General features: G+C 72.1%; 17 protein-coding genes. 5 read left to right on the plus strand and 12 right to left on the minus strand.

Translation table 11 applies throughout. From position 1 onward, the window contains the following. Position 1 precedes the first annotated feature (1 nt). Both WMF12_RS27960 and WMF12_RS27965 read left to right on the plus strand, forming a co-directional pair. The gene (locus WMF12_RS27960) at positions 2 to 985 is read left to right on the plus strand and encodes a hypothetical protein (protein ID WP_437850277.1); all 984 of its coding nucleotides are present in this window, start codon (positions 2 to 4) and stop codon (positions 983 to 985) included. A gap of 258 nt (positions 986 to 1,243) precedes the next feature. Then, on the plus strand, positions 1,244 to 2,011 hold the full coding sequence (locus WMF12_RS27965) for a hypothetical protein (protein WP_437850278.1): 768 nt from the start codon (positions 1,244 to 1,246) through the stop codon (positions 2,009 to 2,011). A gap of 241 nt (positions 2,012 to 2,252) precedes the next feature. On the opposite strand, the gene holA is transcribed toward WMF12_RS27965, so the two are convergent. Next, positions 2,253 to 3,329 carry a DNA polymerase III subunit delta gene (gene holA, locus WMF12_RS27970; RefSeq protein ID WP_437850279.1) on the minus strand — a complete coding sequence of 359 codons (1,077 nt, stop codon included), beginning with the start codon at positions 3,327 to 3,329 and terminating at the stop codon, positions 2,253 to 2,255. Positions 3,330 to 3,420: 91 nt separating this feature from the next. After that, complete coding sequence (locus WMF12_RS27975; RefSeq protein WP_437850280.1) at positions 3,421 to 3,963, minus strand: hypothetical protein; 543 nt, start codon at positions 3,961 to 3,963, stop codon at positions 3,421 to 3,423. Positions 3,964 to 4,017: 54 nt separating this feature from the next. Between WMF12_RS27975 and WMF12_RS27980 the strand changes: the two genes are divergently transcribed. Beyond that, complete coding sequence (locus WMF12_RS27980) at positions 4,018 to 5,268, plus strand: SLC13 family permease (protein WP_437850281.1); 1,251 nt, start codon at positions 4,018 to 4,020, stop codon at positions 5,266 to 5,268. Positions 5,269 to 5,326: 58 nt separating this feature from the next. Here WMF12_RS27980 and WMF12_RS27985 read toward each other — a convergent pair whose 3' ends face one another. Beyond that, the gene (locus WMF12_RS27985; protein WP_437739757.1) at positions 5,327 to 5,524 is read right to left on the minus strand and encodes a hypothetical protein; all 198 of its coding nucleotides are present in this window, start codon (positions 5,522 to 5,524) and stop codon (positions 5,327 to 5,329) included. A 291-nt stretch (positions 5,525 to 5,815) separates the two neighbouring features. Between WMF12_RS27985 and WMF12_RS27990 the strand changes: the two genes are divergently transcribed. After that, positions 5,816 to 6,577, plus strand: coding sequence for an SDR family oxidoreductase (locus WMF12_RS27990; protein WP_437850282.1), 762 nt, complete (start codon positions 5,816 to 5,818; stop codon positions 6,575 to 6,577). A gap of 37 nt (positions 6,578 to 6,614) precedes the next feature. Here WMF12_RS27990 and WMF12_RS27995 read toward each other — a convergent pair whose 3' ends face one another. Both WMF12_RS27995 and WMF12_RS28000 read right to left on the minus strand, forming a co-directional pair. Beyond that, on the minus strand, positions 6,615 to 9,017 hold the full coding sequence (locus WMF12_RS27995; protein ID WP_437850283.1) for a PAS domain S-box protein: 2,403 nt from the start codon (positions 9,015 to 9,017) through the stop codon (positions 6,615 to 6,617). Positions 9,018 to 9,266: 249 nt separating this feature from the next. Further along, complete coding sequence (locus WMF12_RS28000; RefSeq protein WP_437850284.1) at positions 9,267 to 9,752, minus strand: CPBP family glutamic-type intramembrane protease; 486 nt, start codon at positions 9,750 to 9,752, stop codon at positions 9,267 to 9,269. Positions 9,753 to 9,761: 9 nt separating this feature from the next. On the opposite strand from WMF12_RS28000, the gene WMF12_RS28005 reads away from it, so the two are divergent. Continuing rightward, entirely contained in the window at positions 9,762 to 10,298 is a 537-nt protein-coding gene (locus tag WMF12_RS28005; protein ID WP_437850285.1) for an SDR family oxidoreductase, read from the plus strand. Positions 10,299 to 10,352: 54 nt separating this feature from the next. Here the strand turns inward: WMF12_RS28005 and WMF12_RS28010 are convergent, their stop codons facing one another. The 7 genes from WMF12_RS28010 to WMF12_RS28040 all read right to left on the minus strand — a co-directional run bounded on the left by WMF12_RS28010 (position 10,353) and on the right by WMF12_RS28040 (position 18,992). Then, on the minus strand, positions 10,353 to 11,075 hold the full coding sequence (locus WMF12_RS28010) for a hypothetical protein (protein WP_437850286.1): 723 nt from the start codon (positions 11,073 to 11,075) through the stop codon (positions 10,353 to 10,355). Beyond that, a complete protein-coding gene (locus tag WMF12_RS28015; protein ID WP_437850287.1) occupies positions 11,062 to 12,396 on the minus strand; it encodes a B12-binding domain-containing radical SAM protein in 1,335 nt (444 codons plus the stop codon). Before WMF12_RS28015 ends, WMF12_RS28010 begins: the two co-directional genes overlap by 14 nt. 103 nt (positions 12,397 to 12,499) lie before the next feature. Beyond that, entirely contained in the window at positions 12,500 to 13,342 is an 843-nt protein-coding gene (locus WMF12_RS28020; protein ID WP_437850288.1) for a CPBP family glutamic-type intramembrane protease, read from the minus strand. 53 nt (positions 13,343 to 13,395) lie between these two features. Further along, entirely contained in the window at positions 13,396 to 14,367 is a 972-nt protein-coding gene (locus tag WMF12_RS28025; protein ID WP_437850289.1) for an OmpA family protein, read from the minus strand. A gap of 17 nt (positions 14,368 to 14,384) precedes the next feature. Continuing rightward, entirely contained in the window at positions 14,385 to 14,786 is a 402-nt protein-coding gene (locus tag WMF12_RS28030; RefSeq protein WP_437739762.1) for a DUF4398 domain-containing protein, read from the minus strand. 102 nt (positions 14,787 to 14,888) lie between these two features. Then, positions 14,889 to 16,802: a DEAD/DEAH box helicase gene (locus WMF12_RS28035; RefSeq protein WP_437850290.1), complete on the minus strand. Its 1,914-nt coding sequence runs from the start codon at positions 16,800 to 16,802 to the stop codon at positions 14,889 to 14,891. 243 nt (positions 16,803 to 17,045) lie between these two features. Beyond that, entirely contained in the window at positions 17,046 to 18,992 is a 1,947-nt protein-coding gene (locus tag WMF12_RS28040) for a glycoside hydrolase family 9 protein (RefSeq protein WP_437850291.1), read from the minus strand. Between the last annotated feature and the right edge of the window lie 62 nt (positions 18,993 to 19,054).

Consider the following 19,054-nt stretch of genomic DNA (forward strand, 5'->3'; position numbering starts at 1 on the left):
CGTGGCAACGTTCCTCACGACGGAGCGGATGAACCCCGCGCTCCGCGCGCGCGTGGAGCGGGCCGCCAGCCACCGGGCGCGCGCGCGCCATCACGCGGCTCGCGCCGGGATCAAGGGGACGTTCGCGAGCGACAAGCGGCTCGGGCGCGCGCGGCGGCTCACGCTGCTGGCGGCGGCGGCCATCGTCCTCCTCGCGATCGCGATGTACGTCCAGGATCGCCGCGCCGTCGAGGCCGAGCGGCGCGCCCTGCTGGCCGCGCTCGACGAGCGCCGCGCGGGGTTCCCGGCGGGCCACGAGGGCTTCGTCGAGGCGACGGATCGCTGGATCGGCGAGGCCGCGAGCGACGGGGACCCCGCCGATGTCGTCGACCCTTCGCTCCGCGCTCCAGGGGCCCTCGACGCCCTGCTCCGCCGGCCCGCGGTGTACGTGCGCGCTCCTCGCGCCGAGCTGCGCGACGCTCGCAGGCTCGACGACGCCGCGCGCGGATCCGACAAGGATGCGTTCCTCCTGTGCCTCCTGAAGCCTCCGCCCTCGCCCTCGGAGCGCGATCTGCTCACGAAGGTGCGAGGCGTGTATTTCGGCGGGACAAGGGTCGACGAGGAGACAGCGAACGTCCGCCGGCTCGCCGAGGCGCGGCTCGGCCTCGCGGTGCTCGGCCCCGCGTTCGAGGGCTCGGTGCGCGCGGCCCGCGACGTCGCGGCGGTGAAGAGGCACCGCAAGGAGCTGGATCAATCCCCGATCGAGCTGGCGAGGAAGGCGGCCGGCGCGGAGTTGCTGATCATCGTGGCCGACAGCCCGGCCGAGCTCAAAACGTCCGCGAGCTCGGCGCGCGTCTCGCTCGTGGATCTCGCGGCGAAGAAGGTCCTCCTGCGCGTGGGCCGGCGGGTCGACGAGCAAGGGCTCTCGCCGATGGGCGTGCTCCATCGCGAGCAGATCGAGGGCTGCGGCCTCGCCTTCGCGGTGCGGCGCAGCGTCGAGGAGTGAGCGCTTCGATCCTCGGAGCGCGAGGCGGTCACCGAGCTCCGGCCCGCTCACCGCCTGCAAAGTTAGCGGTACACGTCGAGGCGACCACGATCTCGGTCGCTCACTGCGGGGTCGTCGGCTCGAGGTCCGCCGCGCTCAGCGCCCCATGCGGCTTCGGCGAGGAAAAGCTCATCCGCTCACGAAACGATCTCCCGGCGCCGCAAGCGGCGCTACGCCGTGGTTCGAGTTGGCACCGGTAGGCTGTACGATGACCCCTCGATGACCCTGGAGGAAGCGCTTCGAAGGTTGGCCCCGTTCGCGGAGCCGCAAGGATTCGACATCGAACGCTTGCGACAGAGCCTCGCTTCCGACCCGTCGAGCGCGCGGGTGACCCAAGTCTTGCGCGAAGCCCTCGAAGCAGGTGAGGTCACGCCGTCCGCTTGGCAGAGCACGACGGGTTCCCCCACCCCCGACGACTTCAGCCCGGCATTCGGTCGACTGTGGGATGAGCTTTGCCGGGTAGACCTTGCCGACTGGGCCCACGGATTCCCCGAATGTTGGAGCCAAGCAGCGCTTCGACTTTGGGCGTACACGAACGGGTGGCTCATCAGCAGCGAGGACGAAGATCTGGCGCTCATGACCGAAGACTTCGTTCCGGGGTTGCTCGAGGTCGCCCGAGAGCCCGCTTGCCCGAAGCGAGAGTACGTCCTCGGGCTCGTCCGTTGCTGGGCGCGCAACACCGCCGCCACGGCCGCAGGTCGCGACGCTTTTCCGGACGTGGTCACGCGGCTCGCCGGGTACGAATCGCTTGCACGACGAGCCAACGATCCCGAACTGGCAGACTACCTTCGGAGGCTTGGCTCTTATGGAGTTCCTGGACCCGTCGATCGCGAAGGGGCGCACCAGCGCGGACGCGACCTGACTCGGAGCTACGAACCCAAGCCAGAAGAGGTCACGGTAGAGCGCGACGGCGCCTGTTGGCGGGTGGAACTGCCCGAGCGACCGAAGATCCTCCGCATTGCGTTCTCCGACGGTCGCATCTCGTGAGACGCGCTTCGGTGGACATCGTGGACCTGCAGCGCCGGCAGCTCCTCGAGCTCACCCGACCGAGCGCTCGCAGAGGAGCGCGTCGCGATACAACAGGACGGCTTGGTGCGGCCGTCGCTCAAGCGCGCCTTCGCCGACGGGACGCGGGCAGGTTGCTGATGCAAATAGAGGGTCAGCAGAGCGCCGAGCCCCTCGCACGCCGGCCGCGCGCGGCGCCTCCCCCCCGGGCGCGGCCTCGCGCTCAGCGCGCGCACATCTCCATCAGCATCGCCTCCAGCACCGCCTGCGCCGGGCGGCGGCTGCTCTTCAGCGCGAGATCCGTCTCCGCGAGCACGCGCATCCAGCCGGCGAGCGCGCCCTTCGGGAGCTGGCGGACCGACTGCGCCACGTCGTTCGCCTTGAAGGGGGCCACGCCCGCGCGCTGGGCGGCCTCGGCCTGGCTCGCGCCCCCGGCGAGCGCCGACTCGAACTTCACCATCTGCCGCACCGACCAGGAGACCGCCCCGAGCAGCCGCAGCCCGCCGTCGCGCGGATCGTAGGCGTCGGCGAGCGCCGCGAGCGCGCGGTCGAGGCGCCGCTTCCCGAGCGCGTCGATCAGCTCCCAGACGGTGCTCTGCCGCACGCGGATGACCACCTGGGCGATCGCGTCCTCGGTGATCGGCTGCTTCGGCCCGACGTACAGCGAGAGCCGCTCGAGCGCGTCGACCACGTAGCCGAGCTCGGGCCCGGCGAGCTCGGCGAGCTGATCGGCCACGTCGGGCGCGATCGGGTTGCCCTTCTCGCGGGCGACGGTCGCGATGAAGCCGGGCAAGGCGCGGCGGTTCAGGGGCTCGCACCCGACGAGGAAATCGCCCTTCTTGGCGGCGGTCACGAGGCGGCGCTGGCCGTGGAGCTTCGTCGCGACGAGCACGAGGACGGCGCTCGGCGACGGCGCCTTGGTGTACTCCGCGAGCGCGTCGAGCGGGCTCAGCTGCTTCGACACGCCCCGTTTACCGCCCGCGCCGCTCGCGCCGCGGTCGTCGTCCCCCTCGCCGTCGTCGCCCTCGTCCTTCTTCTCCCAGCGATCGACGCCGCGGACGAGCACGAAGCGGCGCGGGCCCATCATCGGGAGCATGCGGGCGGCGCCGAGGATCGACTCGATAGGCGCGTCGCCCGCGGTGAACTTGTCCTCGTTGAAGCCGGCGATGCCCCCCTTGGCCGCCGCTTCCCGGATCGCGCTCACCACGCGATCGACGAGCCAGCGCTCCTCCCCCAGCACGAGGTAGACGGGGCGGAGGGCGCCGGTGGCCGCTTCCTTCAAGGCTTGGTCGGGCGTCACCGCTCCGGCATCGGGCGTTCAGGCAGGTGCGTCAAGGGCGCCGCGCTCGCCCCCGGCGCCGGCGAGCCCGCGAGCCCGGCCCTCCCCTCGATCACGGCAGCGAGAACGGGACGTCGACGCGCACGTTCGCCCCTGGCGGCGCGACGGCGACCGGCGGGAGCGCGTCGACCAGGCAGGCCGTGACCTCGGGGCGCGACGCCTCGCGATCCTCGATGATGCCGCGCGCGAGCTGCCGGCCCTGCGCGTCGAACGTGAGATTGAAGACGTACTTCACCCCGCGCGGCGCCGGCTGCGCCGCGACCGCCGGCTTGTAGCAGCGCTCGATCAGGGCCGGCCGGTGCGCCTCGAGCGCCCGCGCGGCCTGCGTCGCGACCTCGTCGCGCGGCACGCTCGGCGCGGGCCGCGGCGCCGGCGCGGGCGCCTGGAGCGGGCGCGCCGGCGCGCCCGCTCCAGGCGCCCGAGCCGCCGACCCCGCGGCGGACGCCGCATCGGCAGGCGGCGAGGGCGCTCCCCCGGCGGGGCGCGGGTCCGTGGGGACGCCGGCTGGGCCGTGGCGAAGGCCGAGGTAGACCGCGGCGGCGATCATGGCGCTGCCGAGGAGGATCGCGGTGGGGGTCGAGAGCTGCCTGCCCATGCCTTGGCATTCCCAGTTTGACAGGATCCCCCCCGACCACTCTAGATCCGCGCCGTGTGGTCCGTCCTGCTCGTATTCGCCGTGACGTACATGCTCATCGCGGCGCGGCGCCTGTCGATCCTGCCCATCGGACGCCCGGCCGGCGCGCTCGCGGGCGCGTGCGCCATGGTCTTCCTGAGCGCGATCCACCCGGGCGCCGGCCTGGACCCGCGCGAGGCGTTCTCGGCGGTCGAGCCGAACACCATCGGCCTCCTGCTCGGCATGATGCTGCTCGCGGCGTCGCTCGACGCCGCGGGGGTGTTCGAGCGCGCCGCCGCGTGGGTCGCGCAGCGGGACCTGTCGCCGGTCCGCCTGCTCTACCTCGTCACGGTGGGCTCCGGGCTCGCCTCCGCGGTGCTGCTGAACGACTCGGTCTGCGTGATGCTTGCGCCGCTCGTCGACCGGACCGCCCGGCGCGCGGGGCTCGAGCGGGCGCCGTACCTCCTCGCGCTCGCGATGGGCGCCAACGCCGGCAGCGCGCTCACGCTCGCCGGCAACCCGCAGAACATGCTCGTGGGCCACCTCTCCGGCATCTCGTACCGCACGTACCTGCTGGAGGCGGGCCCCGCCGCGCTGATCGGGCTCGCCGTCACGGCCGTGACGCTGCACCTGCTGCTCCGGCGCCGCATCTCGGTGCGGACGCCCGCGCCCGAGCCCGCGCCCGAGCCCGCGCCGACGGGAGGCGCCCGGCCGAGCGCCCTGGCGCCGCTCGCCTGCATCGTGGTCGTGTCGGCGCTGTTCGTGCTCGGCGCGAACCTGGCGTGGACGGCGATTGGCGGCGCGACCGCGGTCATCCTGCTTCACCGGCGCGACGCGAACGTCCTGTTCGAGCGGGTGTCGTGGACCGTGCTCGTCTTCTTCGGGGCCCTCTTCATCGTCGTGGCGGGCCTCCAGAAGACCGGCATGCCCGAGCAGGCGCTGCGCGCGGCCAGCCCCTTCCTCCCCGCCGGGCCGACGATGGGCCTGCTCGGGCTGAGCATCGCGATGCTCGTCGGGTGCCAGATCGTCTCGAACGTCCCCTTCATCCTCCTGGCGGACTCGTACATCCGCAGCCAGCCCGATCCGCACCTCGCGTGGATCACGACGGCGCTGGTGTCCACGCTCGCGGGCAACCTCACGCTGCTGGGCTCGGTGGCCAACATCATCGTGGTGGAGACGGTGGGCGCCGAGCGCGAGATCGGCTTCCGCGCTTACGCCAGGGTGGGTGTCCCGGTGACGCTCGCCTCGACCGCCGCGGCGCTGGCCTGGCTCCTCCTCGTACGCTGAGCCGCGCCGCCACGGCGCGACCTCGCCACGCCGCCACGCAGAGCAGGCGCCGCGCCGATCACAGCGGCGCCTGCTCGCGCAGGCGCAGGCGGCGATGCCGCACCCCAGCGCGCGCGAAAGGGCGCCGCCCCGGCGGCCTGCGCCGCACGTCGAGCCACGCGTGGATCACCGTGATCCCGACGGCCGCACAGAACACAGGCCCCATGGCGAGCATCACCAGGAGCCGCAAGGCTTGCCGGATCGCACGCTTGTTCATGTGGCCCAGCGTACACCATCCCCGGTGGGCCCAGCAGCGATTGAATTGAAAAACTTCAACTGTGCTGCTGGAAAGACCCCTTATCAGGCTTCAACGCGGAAAAATCTTGTATCGCTGGATCGCGCTCGTTTACAGCTGGGGGTGGCCGACCTCGACCCTCTGTCGGCCTCTGCCGCGCGGCGAGCGGTCCGCGCCCGCGCGGCAGGGACGCCCCTGGAGGCGCGCCTGTGCGGCCGATCTCCTTCGCAGCGGCGAGCGAACCGCGGTCACCCATCTCCTGGAGAAGCCTGAATGGCGCACCAACTATCCAAACGAGTCGCCCTGGTCACCGGCGCTTCCCGCGGCCTCGGGGCGGCCATCGCCCGCAAGCTCGCGGCCTCGGGCGCGCGGGTGGCGGTCAACTACTTCGGCAGCGGCGAGCAGGCGGCGCGCGTGGTCGAGGACATCCGCCAGGGCGGCGGCGAGGCTGAGGCGTTCCGGGCCGACGTGCGCGACGAGCAGGACGTCGCCCGCCTCGTGGGCGAGGTGCAGGCCCGCCTCGGCCCCATCGAGGTGCTCGTGCTCAACGCGACGGGCCCGCAGCCGTTCGTCAAGCTGGAGGACCTGACCTGGAAGCACTGCCTCGACCAGCTCGAGTTCTTCGTGAAGAGCCCGGTCCTCCTCGCGAAGGCGGTGGTCCCGGGGATGAAGGAGCGCCGGTCGGGGCGGATCATCAACGTCGGGTCCGAGGTCTTCGAGCAGGGCGTCCCCGAGTTCTCCAGCTACGTCTCGGCGAAGGGCGCGCAGCTCGGCCTCACGCGCTCGTGGGCGATGGAGCTCGGTCCGCACGGGATCACCGTCAACCAGGTGTCCCCCGGCTGGGTCGTCGTCGAGCGCCACATCCAGGAGGGCGCGAGCGCCGAGGCCATCGAGGCCTACCGGGCGAGCAACCCGCTCCGGCGCATGGGCACGCCGGACGACATCGGCGAGGCCGTCGCCTTCCTCGCGTCCGACGCCGCCGAGTTCATCACGGGCCAGAAGCTGTCCGTGAACGGCGGCAGGACCCTGGCCTGAGCTGCTCCTGGAGACCGAGACGAGGCTCCTGCTGATCTCAGACCTCCCTGCTGCACGCCGCCTCGGCAGCGAACGGCAGCGTGAAGCGGAACGTCGTCGTCGCGCCGGGGGAGCTCTCGACGGAGATCGTCCCTCCGTGGGCCTCGACCAGACCCTTCGTGATGTAGAGCCCGAGGCCGACCCCACGCACGCGGCGCGCCTCGCCCTCGGGCGTGCGCGTGAAGCGCTTGAATAAAAGCGGCAGCGACGCCGGCGGGATGCCGGGCCCCCAATTTTTCACCTCGATCTGCGCCGCCCCCCCGGAGGCCCGGACGGCGACGACGATCTCTCGCCCGCGCTCCCCGTATTTCGCGGCGTTCGAGAGCAGGTTCGTGACGATCTGCTCGAGGCGGCCCGCGTCCGCCCACACGGGCAGAAGCTCGTCCTTGATCTCCACGCGCACGGTGTGGCCAGCCGTCATGCCGGCCGCCTTCTCGACGATCTCCACGAGCTGCGCGCGCAGAGCCACGGCGCGAGGCTCAAGCTTGAGCGCCTGCACCTCGATGCGCGTCGCGTCCAGGAGATCCTCGGCCATCCGGCTCATGCGGTCGACGGACACGGCGATCCTCGCGAGTTGCTTCTCGCTGTCGGGGGGCACCTCACCGCCCAGCCGGACGCGCAGCAGCTCGCTCGCCGTCGCGATGCTCTGGATGGGCTGGCGGAGGTCGTGCGCGATCACGCCGGTCCACTCCTCACGCTGCCGCTGCATCTCCTTGAGCGACGTGATGTCCTGGAAGACGGCGACGACGCCATGGATCTCGCCGTCGTCCGACCGCACCGGTGCAGCGTTGACGAGCCCCGGGACGAGCGCGCCGTCCGCGCGCCGGAACAGCACCTCGACGCTCGTCACGATCTCCCCGCGGCGCAGGGCCCGGATGATCGGTAGCTCGTCCCACGGCACCGGCTCGCCCGACGGACTCCGCACGTCGAAGCGCGCCCGGCGGCCACGGGGGTCGAGCACCTCGGCCGACTCACAGAGGTAGTCGGCCGCGACCCGGTTGAGCATGGTGAGCTGCGCGTCGGCGTCGATCAGCATCACCGCCTCGGGCATCTGCTCGATGACGGCCTGGAGCCGCCGCCGCTCTCTCGCCTCGGCGTTCCGGTGGCGCTGCTCCGCTTCATGAGCGCTCGCGAGCTCGGCCTCCATCGCCTTGCGCCGCGCGATGTCACGGCAAATCCTCGAGAAGCCGACGAGCCGGCCCGCCTCATCGAAAATCGAGGAAATCGTCATTTCGAGCTCGAGCCTCCTCCCGCCCTTGGCCCGGCCCACCGTCTCGAAATGCTCGCCGCGCTCGCCACGACGGAGGCGCGTGACGCTCTCCTCCGCCTCGCCAGCGCGCTCGGGGGGAGAGAGCATCGCCACAGGCCGCCCGATCACCTCCTCGGCGGCATATCCATAGAGGCGCTCCGCGGCCGGGTTCCAGCTCTGGATGATCCCGTCAGGGTCGCCGCCGATGATGGCGTCGTCCGAGGAGTGGGTGAGCGTCGCGAGGAACGCGCGCGCCGCCTCTGCCCGACACCGCGCCTCGTCGAGCAGGTTCAGGCGCACCGCGCTCATCCAGACCACGATCCCGAGGAGCAGCGTCGTGACGACCGAGACGAGCGAGAACGCCGCCGCCAGCGTGTATGCACCCGTCGCCATGCCCGCCAGGAAGAGACGGCCGAGGACGAGGGGGAGCGCGAGCACGCACGGCAGCAGGCGCCGCAGCAGGATGCTGCCCGGCGCGCTCGACCTGAGCGTGGCCATCGCCCCGTGATCGGGCCGCGCCGCGAGGATCCCGGCGCACAGCGCGAGCAGGGCGATCCCCCCGTGGAGCGGCATGCCCGTGAACGGAACCAGGAGCAGCAGCCCGTAAAAATAGCCGTCGCCGAACACGTACGCGGTCAGCGCGCTCAGCACGAGGGCCGCGGCCGGCAGCACGAGCAGCTCCGCGATCGGCCGGCCACGTCGCGTATCCGTGCGGAGCATCAAGAGCCCCGCGCCGATCAGGATGAAACAGAGAAGGGTGTTCGGCGGGGGCCTCCCGGGAAACGGGACCGGGAAATCGACGGTGTTCGGGAAGAGCAGCGTGTCGATGCCGAGATCCCAGCCGAAGGCATACTCCGCGAGGACGCCGACGCCGAACGCGACGACGGCGGCGGCGCAGAGCCGCCCGAACCGGCGCAGCAGCGCCGGACGCCCCTCCCCGCCCAGGATCCAGAGCGCGGCGCCGGAGAGGATGAAGGCGACCGCGGCATTCGGCACCATGCTCGGCAGACCATCCCCGACCGAGACAAGCGGGGTCACGCCCATCGACCACCCCAGCAGAGCCGCGGAGCCGATCCCGATCGCGCAGGCGGCTGTCACGGCCACGCCGCGCGGCGCACCATGCCAGGGCTCCGCCGCCCAGCGGTACTTCATCAGATCCTCCTATCACAGCGTTGCGCGGAGTCCGATGGTTCGCCTCGGATGACGCTGCCCCTGGCGAACCCATGACTCAGGTTGAGCTCGTCTGCCCGGGCGCGTACCGGGGACGCACATCCCGGATGGTGATGCAGGGCTCGGACCGAGGGCCACGCGCGGCGGCGGACGCTGCGCGAGTCCGGCGAGCGGTCCCCCGGCGCGCTCAGGCTTTGCGTCCGACCCTGGCCGGACTTCGGGCGGGCGGAACTAGAGAAGCCCGCGGTGGGCCAAGGAGAGGAGGTCCATCGACGTCGCGACGACGATGTGGATGGCGCACCCGCCCCAGATGGAGTCGCTCTTCAGGCTCACCGTGCCGAGGATGAACCCGGCGAGCACCGAGCCGAGCGCCTCGGGCAACGGCTTGCCGAAATGGATCATCGCGTAAGGCACCATCATGGCGAAGATCGAGGAGTAGCCGAGCGCGCGGCGGATCCCGTGGAGGAAGAAGCCGCGGTAGAAGAACTCGAGCGCCATGAACTGGGCGGCGTAGAGGGCTTCCCACGCCCAGAGCCAGGGCCACAGGCCCTCGCCCAGCGCGAGCTTGTAATAGGGATACTTCGCCTGGAAGGCCGGCGAGAGCGACGCGGCGAAGAGGAACGGCGCCATGACGGCGAAGAGGAAGCCATAGACGGGCAGGTGCCGCGCCGTCCCGCGGACGCGCAGGCCGAAGCTCCGGATCGGCGCCCGCAGCACGACCGCCTCGTGGGCGAGGTGCAGGCCCGCCTCGGCCCCATCGAGGTGCTCGTGCTCAACGCGACGGGCCCGCAGCCGTTCGTCAAGCTGGAGGACCTGACCTGGAAGCACTGCCTCGACCAGCTCGAGTTCTTCGTGAAGAGCCCGGTCCTCCTCGCGAAGGCGGTGGTCCCGGGGATGAAGGAGCGCCGGTCGGGGCGGATCATCAACATCGGGTCCGAGGTCTTCGAGCAGGGCGTCCCCGAGTTCTCCAGCTACGTCTCGGCGAAGGGCGCGCAGCTCGGCCTCACGCGCTCGTGGGCGATGGAGCTCGGTCCGCACGGGATCACCGTCAACCAGGTGTCCCCCGGCTGGGTCGTCGTCGAGCGCCACATCCAGGAGGGCGCGAGCGCCGAGGCCATCGAGGCCTACCGGGCGAGCAACCCGCTCCGGCGCATGGGCACGCCGGACGACATCGGCGAGGCCGTCGCCTTCCTCGCGTCCGACGCCGCCGAGTTCATCACGGGCCAGAAGCTGTCCGTGAACGGCGGCAGGACCCTGGCCTGACCGCCTCCAGGGAGGGAGAGCAGGACCCGCGCGTCCCCTGTCTCGTGGATCGGGTCAGCGATCCCGGCGGCCCGCTCCGCCGCGCCACCACCGCGCCTTCACGACGAGCACCCCGTAGACGACCAGGAGCGGACCCACCGCGAGGTGCGAGAGCAGCGCGAGCACCAGAAGCACGCCGTTGACGCCGTCGTCCGGGCTCTTGGCGCGATCGCGCAGCCCTCCCATGATCTCGATCACGCCGGTGGCCAGGTTGAAATACGTGAGCCCCGTCACGATCAGCGCGAGGGGCAGGAGCGTCGCGGTGATCACCGCGGGCCAGCGCAACCCCACGCCGCGCGAGAGGTAGTGAACGAGCAGCGCGACGCGCCAGCCAGCGACGACCGAAAGAAACCCGAGGTTGATCTGGATTGCCACGGGCATGGCGGTGAAGCGCTCGACCGGGATCGCATAGAGCGCCGCCGGGGGCGCCGTCATCGTGATGACGGTCAGGAGCTTCGCGTAGGAGAGCCGCTGCTCGTCCGGGCGCCTGAGCGGCGCCACGACGATCCAGAGAAACGCGCTCAGGAGGATGGCATAGACGACCGAGCCAAGGCCCGTCTTGCGCCAGGCGCTGGCGACCGGATCGTCCCAGTACCGCCCGACGCCGACGAGCCAGGTGCAGGCCAGGCCGAGCGCGAGGTGCCGCCCGTCGAGGCGCGCGAGGTCGTCGCGCGAGAGCCGGAAGGTGAGCAGCCGCCCCGCGGCGCGGGCGAACGACGGTCGATCACGATCGTGCATGCCGTCCCCTGCGGGCGCGTGTGGCGCGGCGAAACCGGCTGCGCCGGCGCGCGGTCTCCCCCGGACTGTAGAGCTCGCTCATCAGCCAGCGGAACCCTTGCTCGAGCGCCTCCACGCTCATGCGCGCTGGCCTGAAGGTCACGTCGAACAGCGTGCACGCGTCCCAGAACACGGGGCGGAGCAGCCGCCCCTGCACCTCGAGCGCGCGGTGGAGCGCGGTGCCCGGGAACGGCGTGAGCACCGTGATCTGCACCTCGGCGAGATCGCACTCCCGGGCGAACGCGAGCGTGCGCTCGAAGACGCCGTCATCGTCCTCGTCGAAGCCGAGCACGAAGCAGCCGTTCACCGGGATCCCACGCTCCTGGATGCGGCCGACCGAGTCGACGTAGCGGGCCCGCTCCGCGGCCTTGAACCCCCGCGGCTCCGCGGCCCGGAGCGCGGTCGGATTGACCGACTCGAGGCCGATGAGCAGCTCGGCGCAGTTGGACTCGGCGAGCAGATCGAGGAGCTCTGGATCGTCGGCGACCGAGATGTCCGTCTCGGTGAACCACGCGATCGGGCGCGTTCGCCGCGCGTTGTACTCGACGAAGAGCCGCGCGAGCTCCCGCGCCCAGGGCTTCTGCACGAACGTGTTGTCGTCCGCGAGCTCGATGAACGGCTGCGGCCACACCTCGATGATGGCGTCGAGTTCGCGGCGGATGAGCGGGACAGGTTTGCGCTTGTAGGGGCTGATGAGCCGCGAGGCGGCGCAGAAAGTGCAGGCGAGCGGGCAGCCGCGCGTGGCCTGGAGCGTGAACCGATTGTACCGAGCGACGTCGAGCAGGTCATAACGCGGCACCCGCGCGCCCTCGATCTGAAACGCGGGCCACGCGCCGCTCCGGGCGCTGTACAGCGGGCGCAGCCGGCCCTCGTCGAGCTCCTGGAGCAGCGCCGGCCAGAGCAGCTCCCCCTCGCCCTGGACGACCGAATCGGCGTGCTGCGCCGCCTCGTCGGGGAGCGCGGAGGCGTGCAGGCCGCCGAGGACCACGGTGACGCCCTCGGCGCGCAGCCGGTCGGCGAGCGCGTAGGCGTCGAGCGCGCGCGCCGCGAGCGACGAGATGGCGACGATATCGTACCGGCCGTCCACGATGCGCGCGACGTCCGCGTCGGCGATGGCGTCGAGCTCGCCGTACTCCACCTCCCAGCCCTCGGGCGTGTGCGCGGCGATCGTGAGCAGCCCCAGGCTCGGCAGCGACGCGATGACCTCGCTGCGCTCGACGAAGCCCGGCAGCGTCAGCCCCAGGCGCGCGAGCTCCTCGTCCTTGACCCGGACGCCGCTCATCGCGAGCAGAAGCGCGCGTCGCGACCTTCGCCCCATCGTCGTCGCAGGAGGCATATCGTGGTCCTTCCCGGCGGGAAATGAATGAGGCAGCGGCCGCGCGTCGTCATAGACGCCCTTGATGCCACAGGGAGAGCAGGTCCATCGACGTCGCGACGACGATGTGGATGGCGCAGCCGCCCCAGATGGAGTCGCTCTTCAGGCTCACCGTGCCGAGGATGAACCCGGCGAGCACCGAGCCGAGCGCCTCGGGCAGCGGCTTGCCGAAATGGATCATCGCGTAAGGCACCATCATGGCGAAGATCGAGGAATAGCCGAGCGCGCGGCGGATCCCGTGGAGGAAGAAGCCGCGGTAGAAGAACTCGAGCGCAACGAACTGCGCGGCATAGAGCGCCTCCCACGCCCAGAGCCAGGGCCACAGGCCCTCGCCCGGCGCGAGCTTGTAATAGGGATACTTCGCCTGGAAGGCCGGCGAGAGCGACGCGCCGAAGAGGAACGGCGCCATGACGGCGAAGAGGAAGCCATAGACGGGCAGGTGCCGCGCCGTCCCGCGGACGCGCAGGCCGAAGCTCCGGATCGGCGCCCGCAGCACGAGCTTCGCGACGACGAGGGTCGGTATCAGATAACCGACGAGGCGGCCGAGCGCCCAGACGATACGCTGGTGAAAGCGGCGATCCGGCGACGTGTTCAGCGCCTCGTGGAGCCTCGCCGCGGCGCCGTCGAGGCCCACGGCGCGCAGGCCGTCGACCATCCAGCGGGTGTCGTTCTCGTTGCCAGCGAACCGGACGAAGATGAGCACCCCGATGACGGTAAGGAACACACACACCATCCGGCGGGTGACCTCGCCCGCGGGCGTGGTGGCCCGGTGGTGCGCCGCCTCGGCGTCGAGCCGGTCGCGCAGGTCGATGACGTACTCCTGCCAGATCCGGCGGAAAAAGCGTCCGATCACGCGCCGTGCTTATCACCGCCGGCGCCCCCGGCACAACCGTGGGGCAGGCGCCTCTACTGCTGGGTCGTGGGATTGACGATGATCTCGACGCGCCGGTTGTTGGCCCGGCCCTCGGTGCTCGTGTTCTCCGCCACGGGGCGGTCCGGCCCGTGGCCGACGGTCGCGATCTTGTCCCCGGGCAGCCCCGCCGTGATGAGGTGGGCCTTCACGGCGTCGGCGCGCTCCAGCGAGAGCTTGCGGTTCGCCTGGGCGGAGCCGGTCGAGTCGGTGTGCCCCTCGATCCTGATGGGCGGCGACCCCTGGTCCTTCAGCGTGGCCGCGACCTGGCTGAGCTTCTCCTTGGCGATCGGCAGGAGCTCGGACTTGCCCGAGGCGAAGAGCACCGCGCCGGAGAGCGTGATGACCACGCCGCGCTTCTCCTCCTTCACCGCGGCGATCTCCTTGAGGCTCGCGAGCGCCGCGTTCGCGACGCGCTCGGCCTCCCGCCGCGCCGCCTCGGCCTCCTGGCGGGCCTTCTCGGCCGCGGTGCGCGCGCTCTCGGCCTGCAGCCGCGCGCTCTCGGCCTGCTGCTGCGCGGTCTCGGCCTGGGCGCGCGCGTGCCGCTCCCGCTCGATCTGCTGCTGACCGCTGTGCAGCGCCTCCCTCGCGCTGGCGAGCTGCTGCTGCGAGAGGTCCTTGAAGGCGTCCTCGGCCGCGGCCTTGTCGCGCTGCGCCTGCAGCAGCGCCGCCGCCGCCTCGGCCTCCTGGGCCTTGCGGTCGGCGATGTACGCGAGATCGCGCGTCTGCGGGGCCTCGGCGTCCTCGCCGAACGCCCCCTCGGCGCGGGAGAGCGCCTGCTTCGCCGTGTCGAGCTGGGCGGGCGCGAGGCGCGAGGCGGCGCCTTCCGCCGCGCGCCTGTAGCTCGCGCGGGCGTCGACGAGCTCCTTCGGCGGGACCGCCGCGCCGCACCCCGACGCCGCGTAGAGCGCGGCGCACAGGGCGAGAGACCGGGCAGGCCAGGACGGGTTCTTCACCAGAGATGCCATCACCATCACCTCTCGCTTCACTTGACCCCCGCCTGCTTCATTTTCTCGACCTGCTTCAGCGCCTCCTGCGCCTCGGCCTGCGTGGAGCGCGCCTTCGCGAGCGCCAGCGCGAGCTCGGCGTCGGCCTCGGCGCGCTGGAGGAGGCGCGTGGCAGACTCGTTGTCCTCGGCCTGCATCTGCTGCTTGGCCTTCTCGAGCTGCTCGCGCGCGAGCTTCAGGTGGAGGGTGGCCTGCGGGTCGGACCCGGCGCCCATCTCGTCGGCCGCGCGGATGGCGGCCTGGGACGAGGCGAGCTGGTCGTTCGGCGGAGGCACGGTGCCGCCGCACGCAGCGAGCGCAAGACCGAGCACTGCAGCGAGCACCGCGGCCGGGCTCGCGAGGCGGCGTAGGGGTGGCTTGTTGTTCGGGCTTCGGTTCACCCGGCCGTTGTACAACACCCGAGGTCTCCGAGAAATCAGGAAACCCCTGCCGTTGCGAGCGATCTCGGCCGTCTGCCTCGGTCCGCCGCGCCAGGACAGGCGCTACTCGACGCGCATCGAGCTCGCGCGGACGATGCGGATCCGCGCGTCACGCGCGTCGGGCTGGTTGACCGCGCGCGCGAACTCGGGCGCGGCGGGGGACGCCACCTCGACGACGGACGCGGTGGAGCCGATGCGGATCGCGCCGATCTGCTGGCTCGACACGCCGCCGCGGCGGCACACGAGGGCGAGCAGACGCCGGGGGTCGGCGCCGTGGCGCTCCCCCCAGTTGACCTGGAAGGGCACGAAGGGGAGGCGCGGGGGCTGCTCCCCGTTGCCTTGACGAGCGGCGGGGCGAGCGCGCGACGGCGCCTCGGACCAGGACGGCGTGGAGGGCCGGGCGCGCGACGGCGCCCCGGACCAGGGCGGCGCGGAGGACCGGGCGCGCGACGGCGCCCCGGACCAGGGCGGCGCCGGCGGCCGGGCGCGCGACGGAGGCGGCTCGGAGCGGGGCGGCGCGACGGCGGTGACGGGCTGCGGAGCGCAGGGGCCGGTGTGCTTCGCCCGCACGAGGAGGGCCGCGACGAGCTCGGTCGCGTCCATGTCCGCGAGCAGGCGGGCGGCGAGCTGCCTGTGCCGCGCCTCGGGCGCGGGGCCGGACGCCTCGCGCGGGCCGCGCACGTTCGCGTCGACCGCGGCCGCGCCAACCGCGACGGCATCGCCCGCGACCGCGTCGTCCGCAGCCGCGCCCTCCCGGCGCGCCGCGGCGAGCTCGGCGGCGAGCCGCTCGTCGGCGGCGCGGAGCACGTCGTCCGGCGACGGCGCCGGCCGGAACGTGGCCTCGACGCGCGCGCGCCGGAGCAGCCTCAGCGCGTGCTCTCGCGCGAACGGCGCGACGAGCAGCACGCTCGTCCCCTTGCGGCCCGCCCGGCCGGTGCGGCCGCTCCGGTGCGTGAAGATCTCCGGATCGCCCGGGGGATCGGCGTGGATGACGCGCCCGACCTCGGGGACGTCGATGCCGCGCGCGGCCACGTCGGTCGCGACGAGGGTCGTGACGGCGCCCGAGCGAAACGCGTCGAGCGTACGGGTCCGCTCGCGCTGCTCGAGGTCGCCGCTCAGGGCGCGCGCGGGCAGGCCGAGCGCGGTGAGCTTGTCGGCGAGCTCGGCGGCGCCCTCGCGGGTGCGCACGAAGACGAGCGTGCGCTCGCCGGGCGCGAGGAGCAGCAGGTTCACGACCGCCGCGTCGCGCTCCGCCGGCAGCACGAGGTGGGCGACGTGGGCGATGTCGCCGTTCGCGGCGCCTGGGCGCGTGCCCTCGACGCTCACCGCGTCGCGCTGGAAGCGATCGGCGAGCGCGCGGACCTCGCGGGAGAAGGTGGCCGACACGAGGTGGGTCTGGCGCTCCTCGGGCATCTTGCCGACGATCGCCTCGAGGTCGTCGCGGAAGCCGAGGTCGAGCATCTGGTCCGCCTCGTCGAGCACGAGGGCGAGGACGCCGCGCGGGTCGAGGGTCCCGCGGTCCAGGTGATCGAGCAGGCGGCCGGGCGTCCCGGCGATGACCAGGGGGTCGCGCCGCAACGAGCGCGCCTCTGCGCCGAAGCTCGTGCCGCCGGTGACGCACGCGACGCGCGCGCCGAGGGGCGAGAGAAGCCAGCTGAGCTCGCCGGCGATCTGCGCGGCGAGCTCGCGCGTCGGCGCGATGATCACCGCGGCCGGAGCCGCCGCAGTCCGGGGCGCGCCGTCGGGCGCGGCCGCGGCGGCGCGGTCGGCGAGGGCGCGCTCGAGGCGGGGGGCGAGCGCGAGGCCGATGGCCACGGTCTTTCCGGAGCCGGTCTGCGACGAGACACGAAGGTCCCGCCCGGCGAGCTCAGGGGCGAGGACAGCCTGTTGGACGGAGGTGAGGGAGGTGAAGCCGCGGCGGGCGAGGGCGCCCGCGAGCGGCGCGGGCAAGGCGTCGAGCGATGAGTCTGGATTCATGAAAGCCGCGCAACCTAGCAGAAGCTGGACGGTTGTCGCGGCCAATCGCTCATCCGGCGTGGCGCGGCGCGGCCGCGCGGCGCTCGGGGCGGCGGGAGAACTCCCCCCGCCCTGCCGGGATGATGGAACCGCCAAGGCGCCAGAAGACGCCAATATTATTGAGATTTTCTTGGCGTCCTTGGCGTCCTTGGCGGCTCAAAAGCCCCCACCCTCAGTCAACGTGCCCCACCACCGCGTTCCGGATCACTGGGCGCTCGCCTTGGCCTTCTCGTCCAGCCAGGCCACGGTCCACGCGAGCGGGCTGTTCCAGTTGATCGTGATCTCGTTCGCCGACCACGCCTCGATGTGGTCGATGTAGCACTTCTGCGGGACGCACTTCGCGCGGTCCTCCGTCGCGTCGAGCGCCTCTTTCGCCACCGGATCCTCCAGCCCGGAGTTCGGCCCACCGGAGACCGCGCCGGGCGGAGCGGACGGGAACGACGCGTCCAGCTGGTGCGCCCAGAAGCGATGATGCGGGTTCTCGAGCGGGTTCTCGCCGTAGCCGGAGACATAGGACTTGTCCATCGGGTTGCGCCCGAGGAGGTAATCCGCGCCCGACGCCACGCCGTCGAAGTACTTTTGCGCGCCGGTGAAGTCGTGGGCCAGCGCCAGGACCAGCATGTTGTTGAGCACGAAGGAGTTGGAGCCCCAGGGATACCCTCTCTCGTTCGCCTTGAAGGGCACCCGGTACCCCTCCGCCCCGATGACCTCGAGGTACTTGTCGGCGATGGCGATCAGCTTGGTCCGGGCCGCCTCACGCTCCGCCGCGGCGTGCTGAGCCTCGACCACGGCGAGCGAGATCGCGCCCAGCCCGTCAACCTGCCCCCACGTCATGGCGCTGAACGTGCCGTCCACGCCGCCGAGCTCCTGGCTGTAAGGCGACGCCGCGAGCTCGGTTTGATACGCGGCGTCCTCCGTGGTGAGGAAGAGCTCGGCGGCCGCCCAGTAGAACTCGTCGCTCAGCTCGGCGTCCCCATAGCCGCCGCCGCCCACGACGCCGCTCTCGTCCGGGACGACCTTCGGGTTCGCCTTCGCCGCGGTCCACGCCCGCGTCGCTGCCTCGAGGCACTGGGCCGAGAACGTGGGATCGAGCTCGCGCCAGATGCGCGCGGCCTGGGCCGCGGTGGCGGCCAGGTTGAGCGTCGCCGCCGTGCTGACCGGGCGCAGGAAGCGCGGCTGCGGATCCTCGTGCGGCGGCATCGGCAGGCCGGTCCACTCCAGGTCGTGAATCTTGTGGTGCACCATGCCCGCGCTGGCCTCGCCTTCCGGCACCTGCATCGCGAGCATGAACTCGATCTCCCACCGGGCCTCGTCGAGGAGGTCGGGGATCTGGTTCGCGTTCTCGGGGATCTTCAGCTTGCCGTCGCCGAAGTCGTCCGCCGTGGACCCGAGCGCGACGAAGCGCTCGTACTGGTTCAGCAACGTCCAGGCGGAGATACCGCCGTTGACCACGTACTTGCCGTGATCGCCGGCGTCGTACCACCCGCCGGTGACATCGAGCGTATACGAGCAGCCGAGATCCGCGCCGCAAGGGGCCTCGTCCGGCAGGTGCCCCGCCGGGCGCGCGTGGTCCGGGCCGACGTACTGCTCCAGGATCTCGATGCCGGAGCGGTTGTGATAGAAGTACGCGAGCGCGTCGTACTTCATCTGAGAGTAGATGGTCGGGCCCACGTCGAACGGGTGGCTCGACACTTCCCCGACACGGAGGGTGTACCCCTCGCCGGAGGTGGTGAAGCCGCTGAAGTCGATGGTGTGCACGTGCTCGCCGGAGCTCGCGTCGTCGCCGACGACCCGGGTCGCTCCGCTGTCGACCACCGAGCCGCCGGCATCGACGAGCTCCCACGCATGCGGCTTGTCGGCCGCGGCGACGACCGTGGCGACCTTGGCGGCGGCCGGCAGGTACCCGACTTGGTTGACGCGGATCAGCTCGGTGCCCGACGGCGGTACCGTCTCGATCGGCACCTCGCCGCCCGTGCCGCCCGTGCCGCCCGTGCCGCCCGTGCCGCCGGAACCCCCCGTGCCGCCGGAAGCCCCCGCGCCGCCCGCGCCGCCGGAAGCCCCCGCGCCGCCCGCGCCGTCCGAGGGGCTATCGCCGCCACAGCCAACAGCGGTGAGACCGCCCGCGAGCGCCAGAAGAAGAGACCCTCCCAACCACAGCCAGGAACGGTCCCGACGAGCCGACTTCGCAGCAAAAGAACAAAGCATGATGCGTA

It is taken from the genome of Sorangium sp. So ce363, from assembly GCF_051520435.1.
GTDB lineage: Bacteria > Myxococcota_A > Polyangia > Polyangiales > Polyangiaceae > Sorangium > Sorangium cellulosum_B.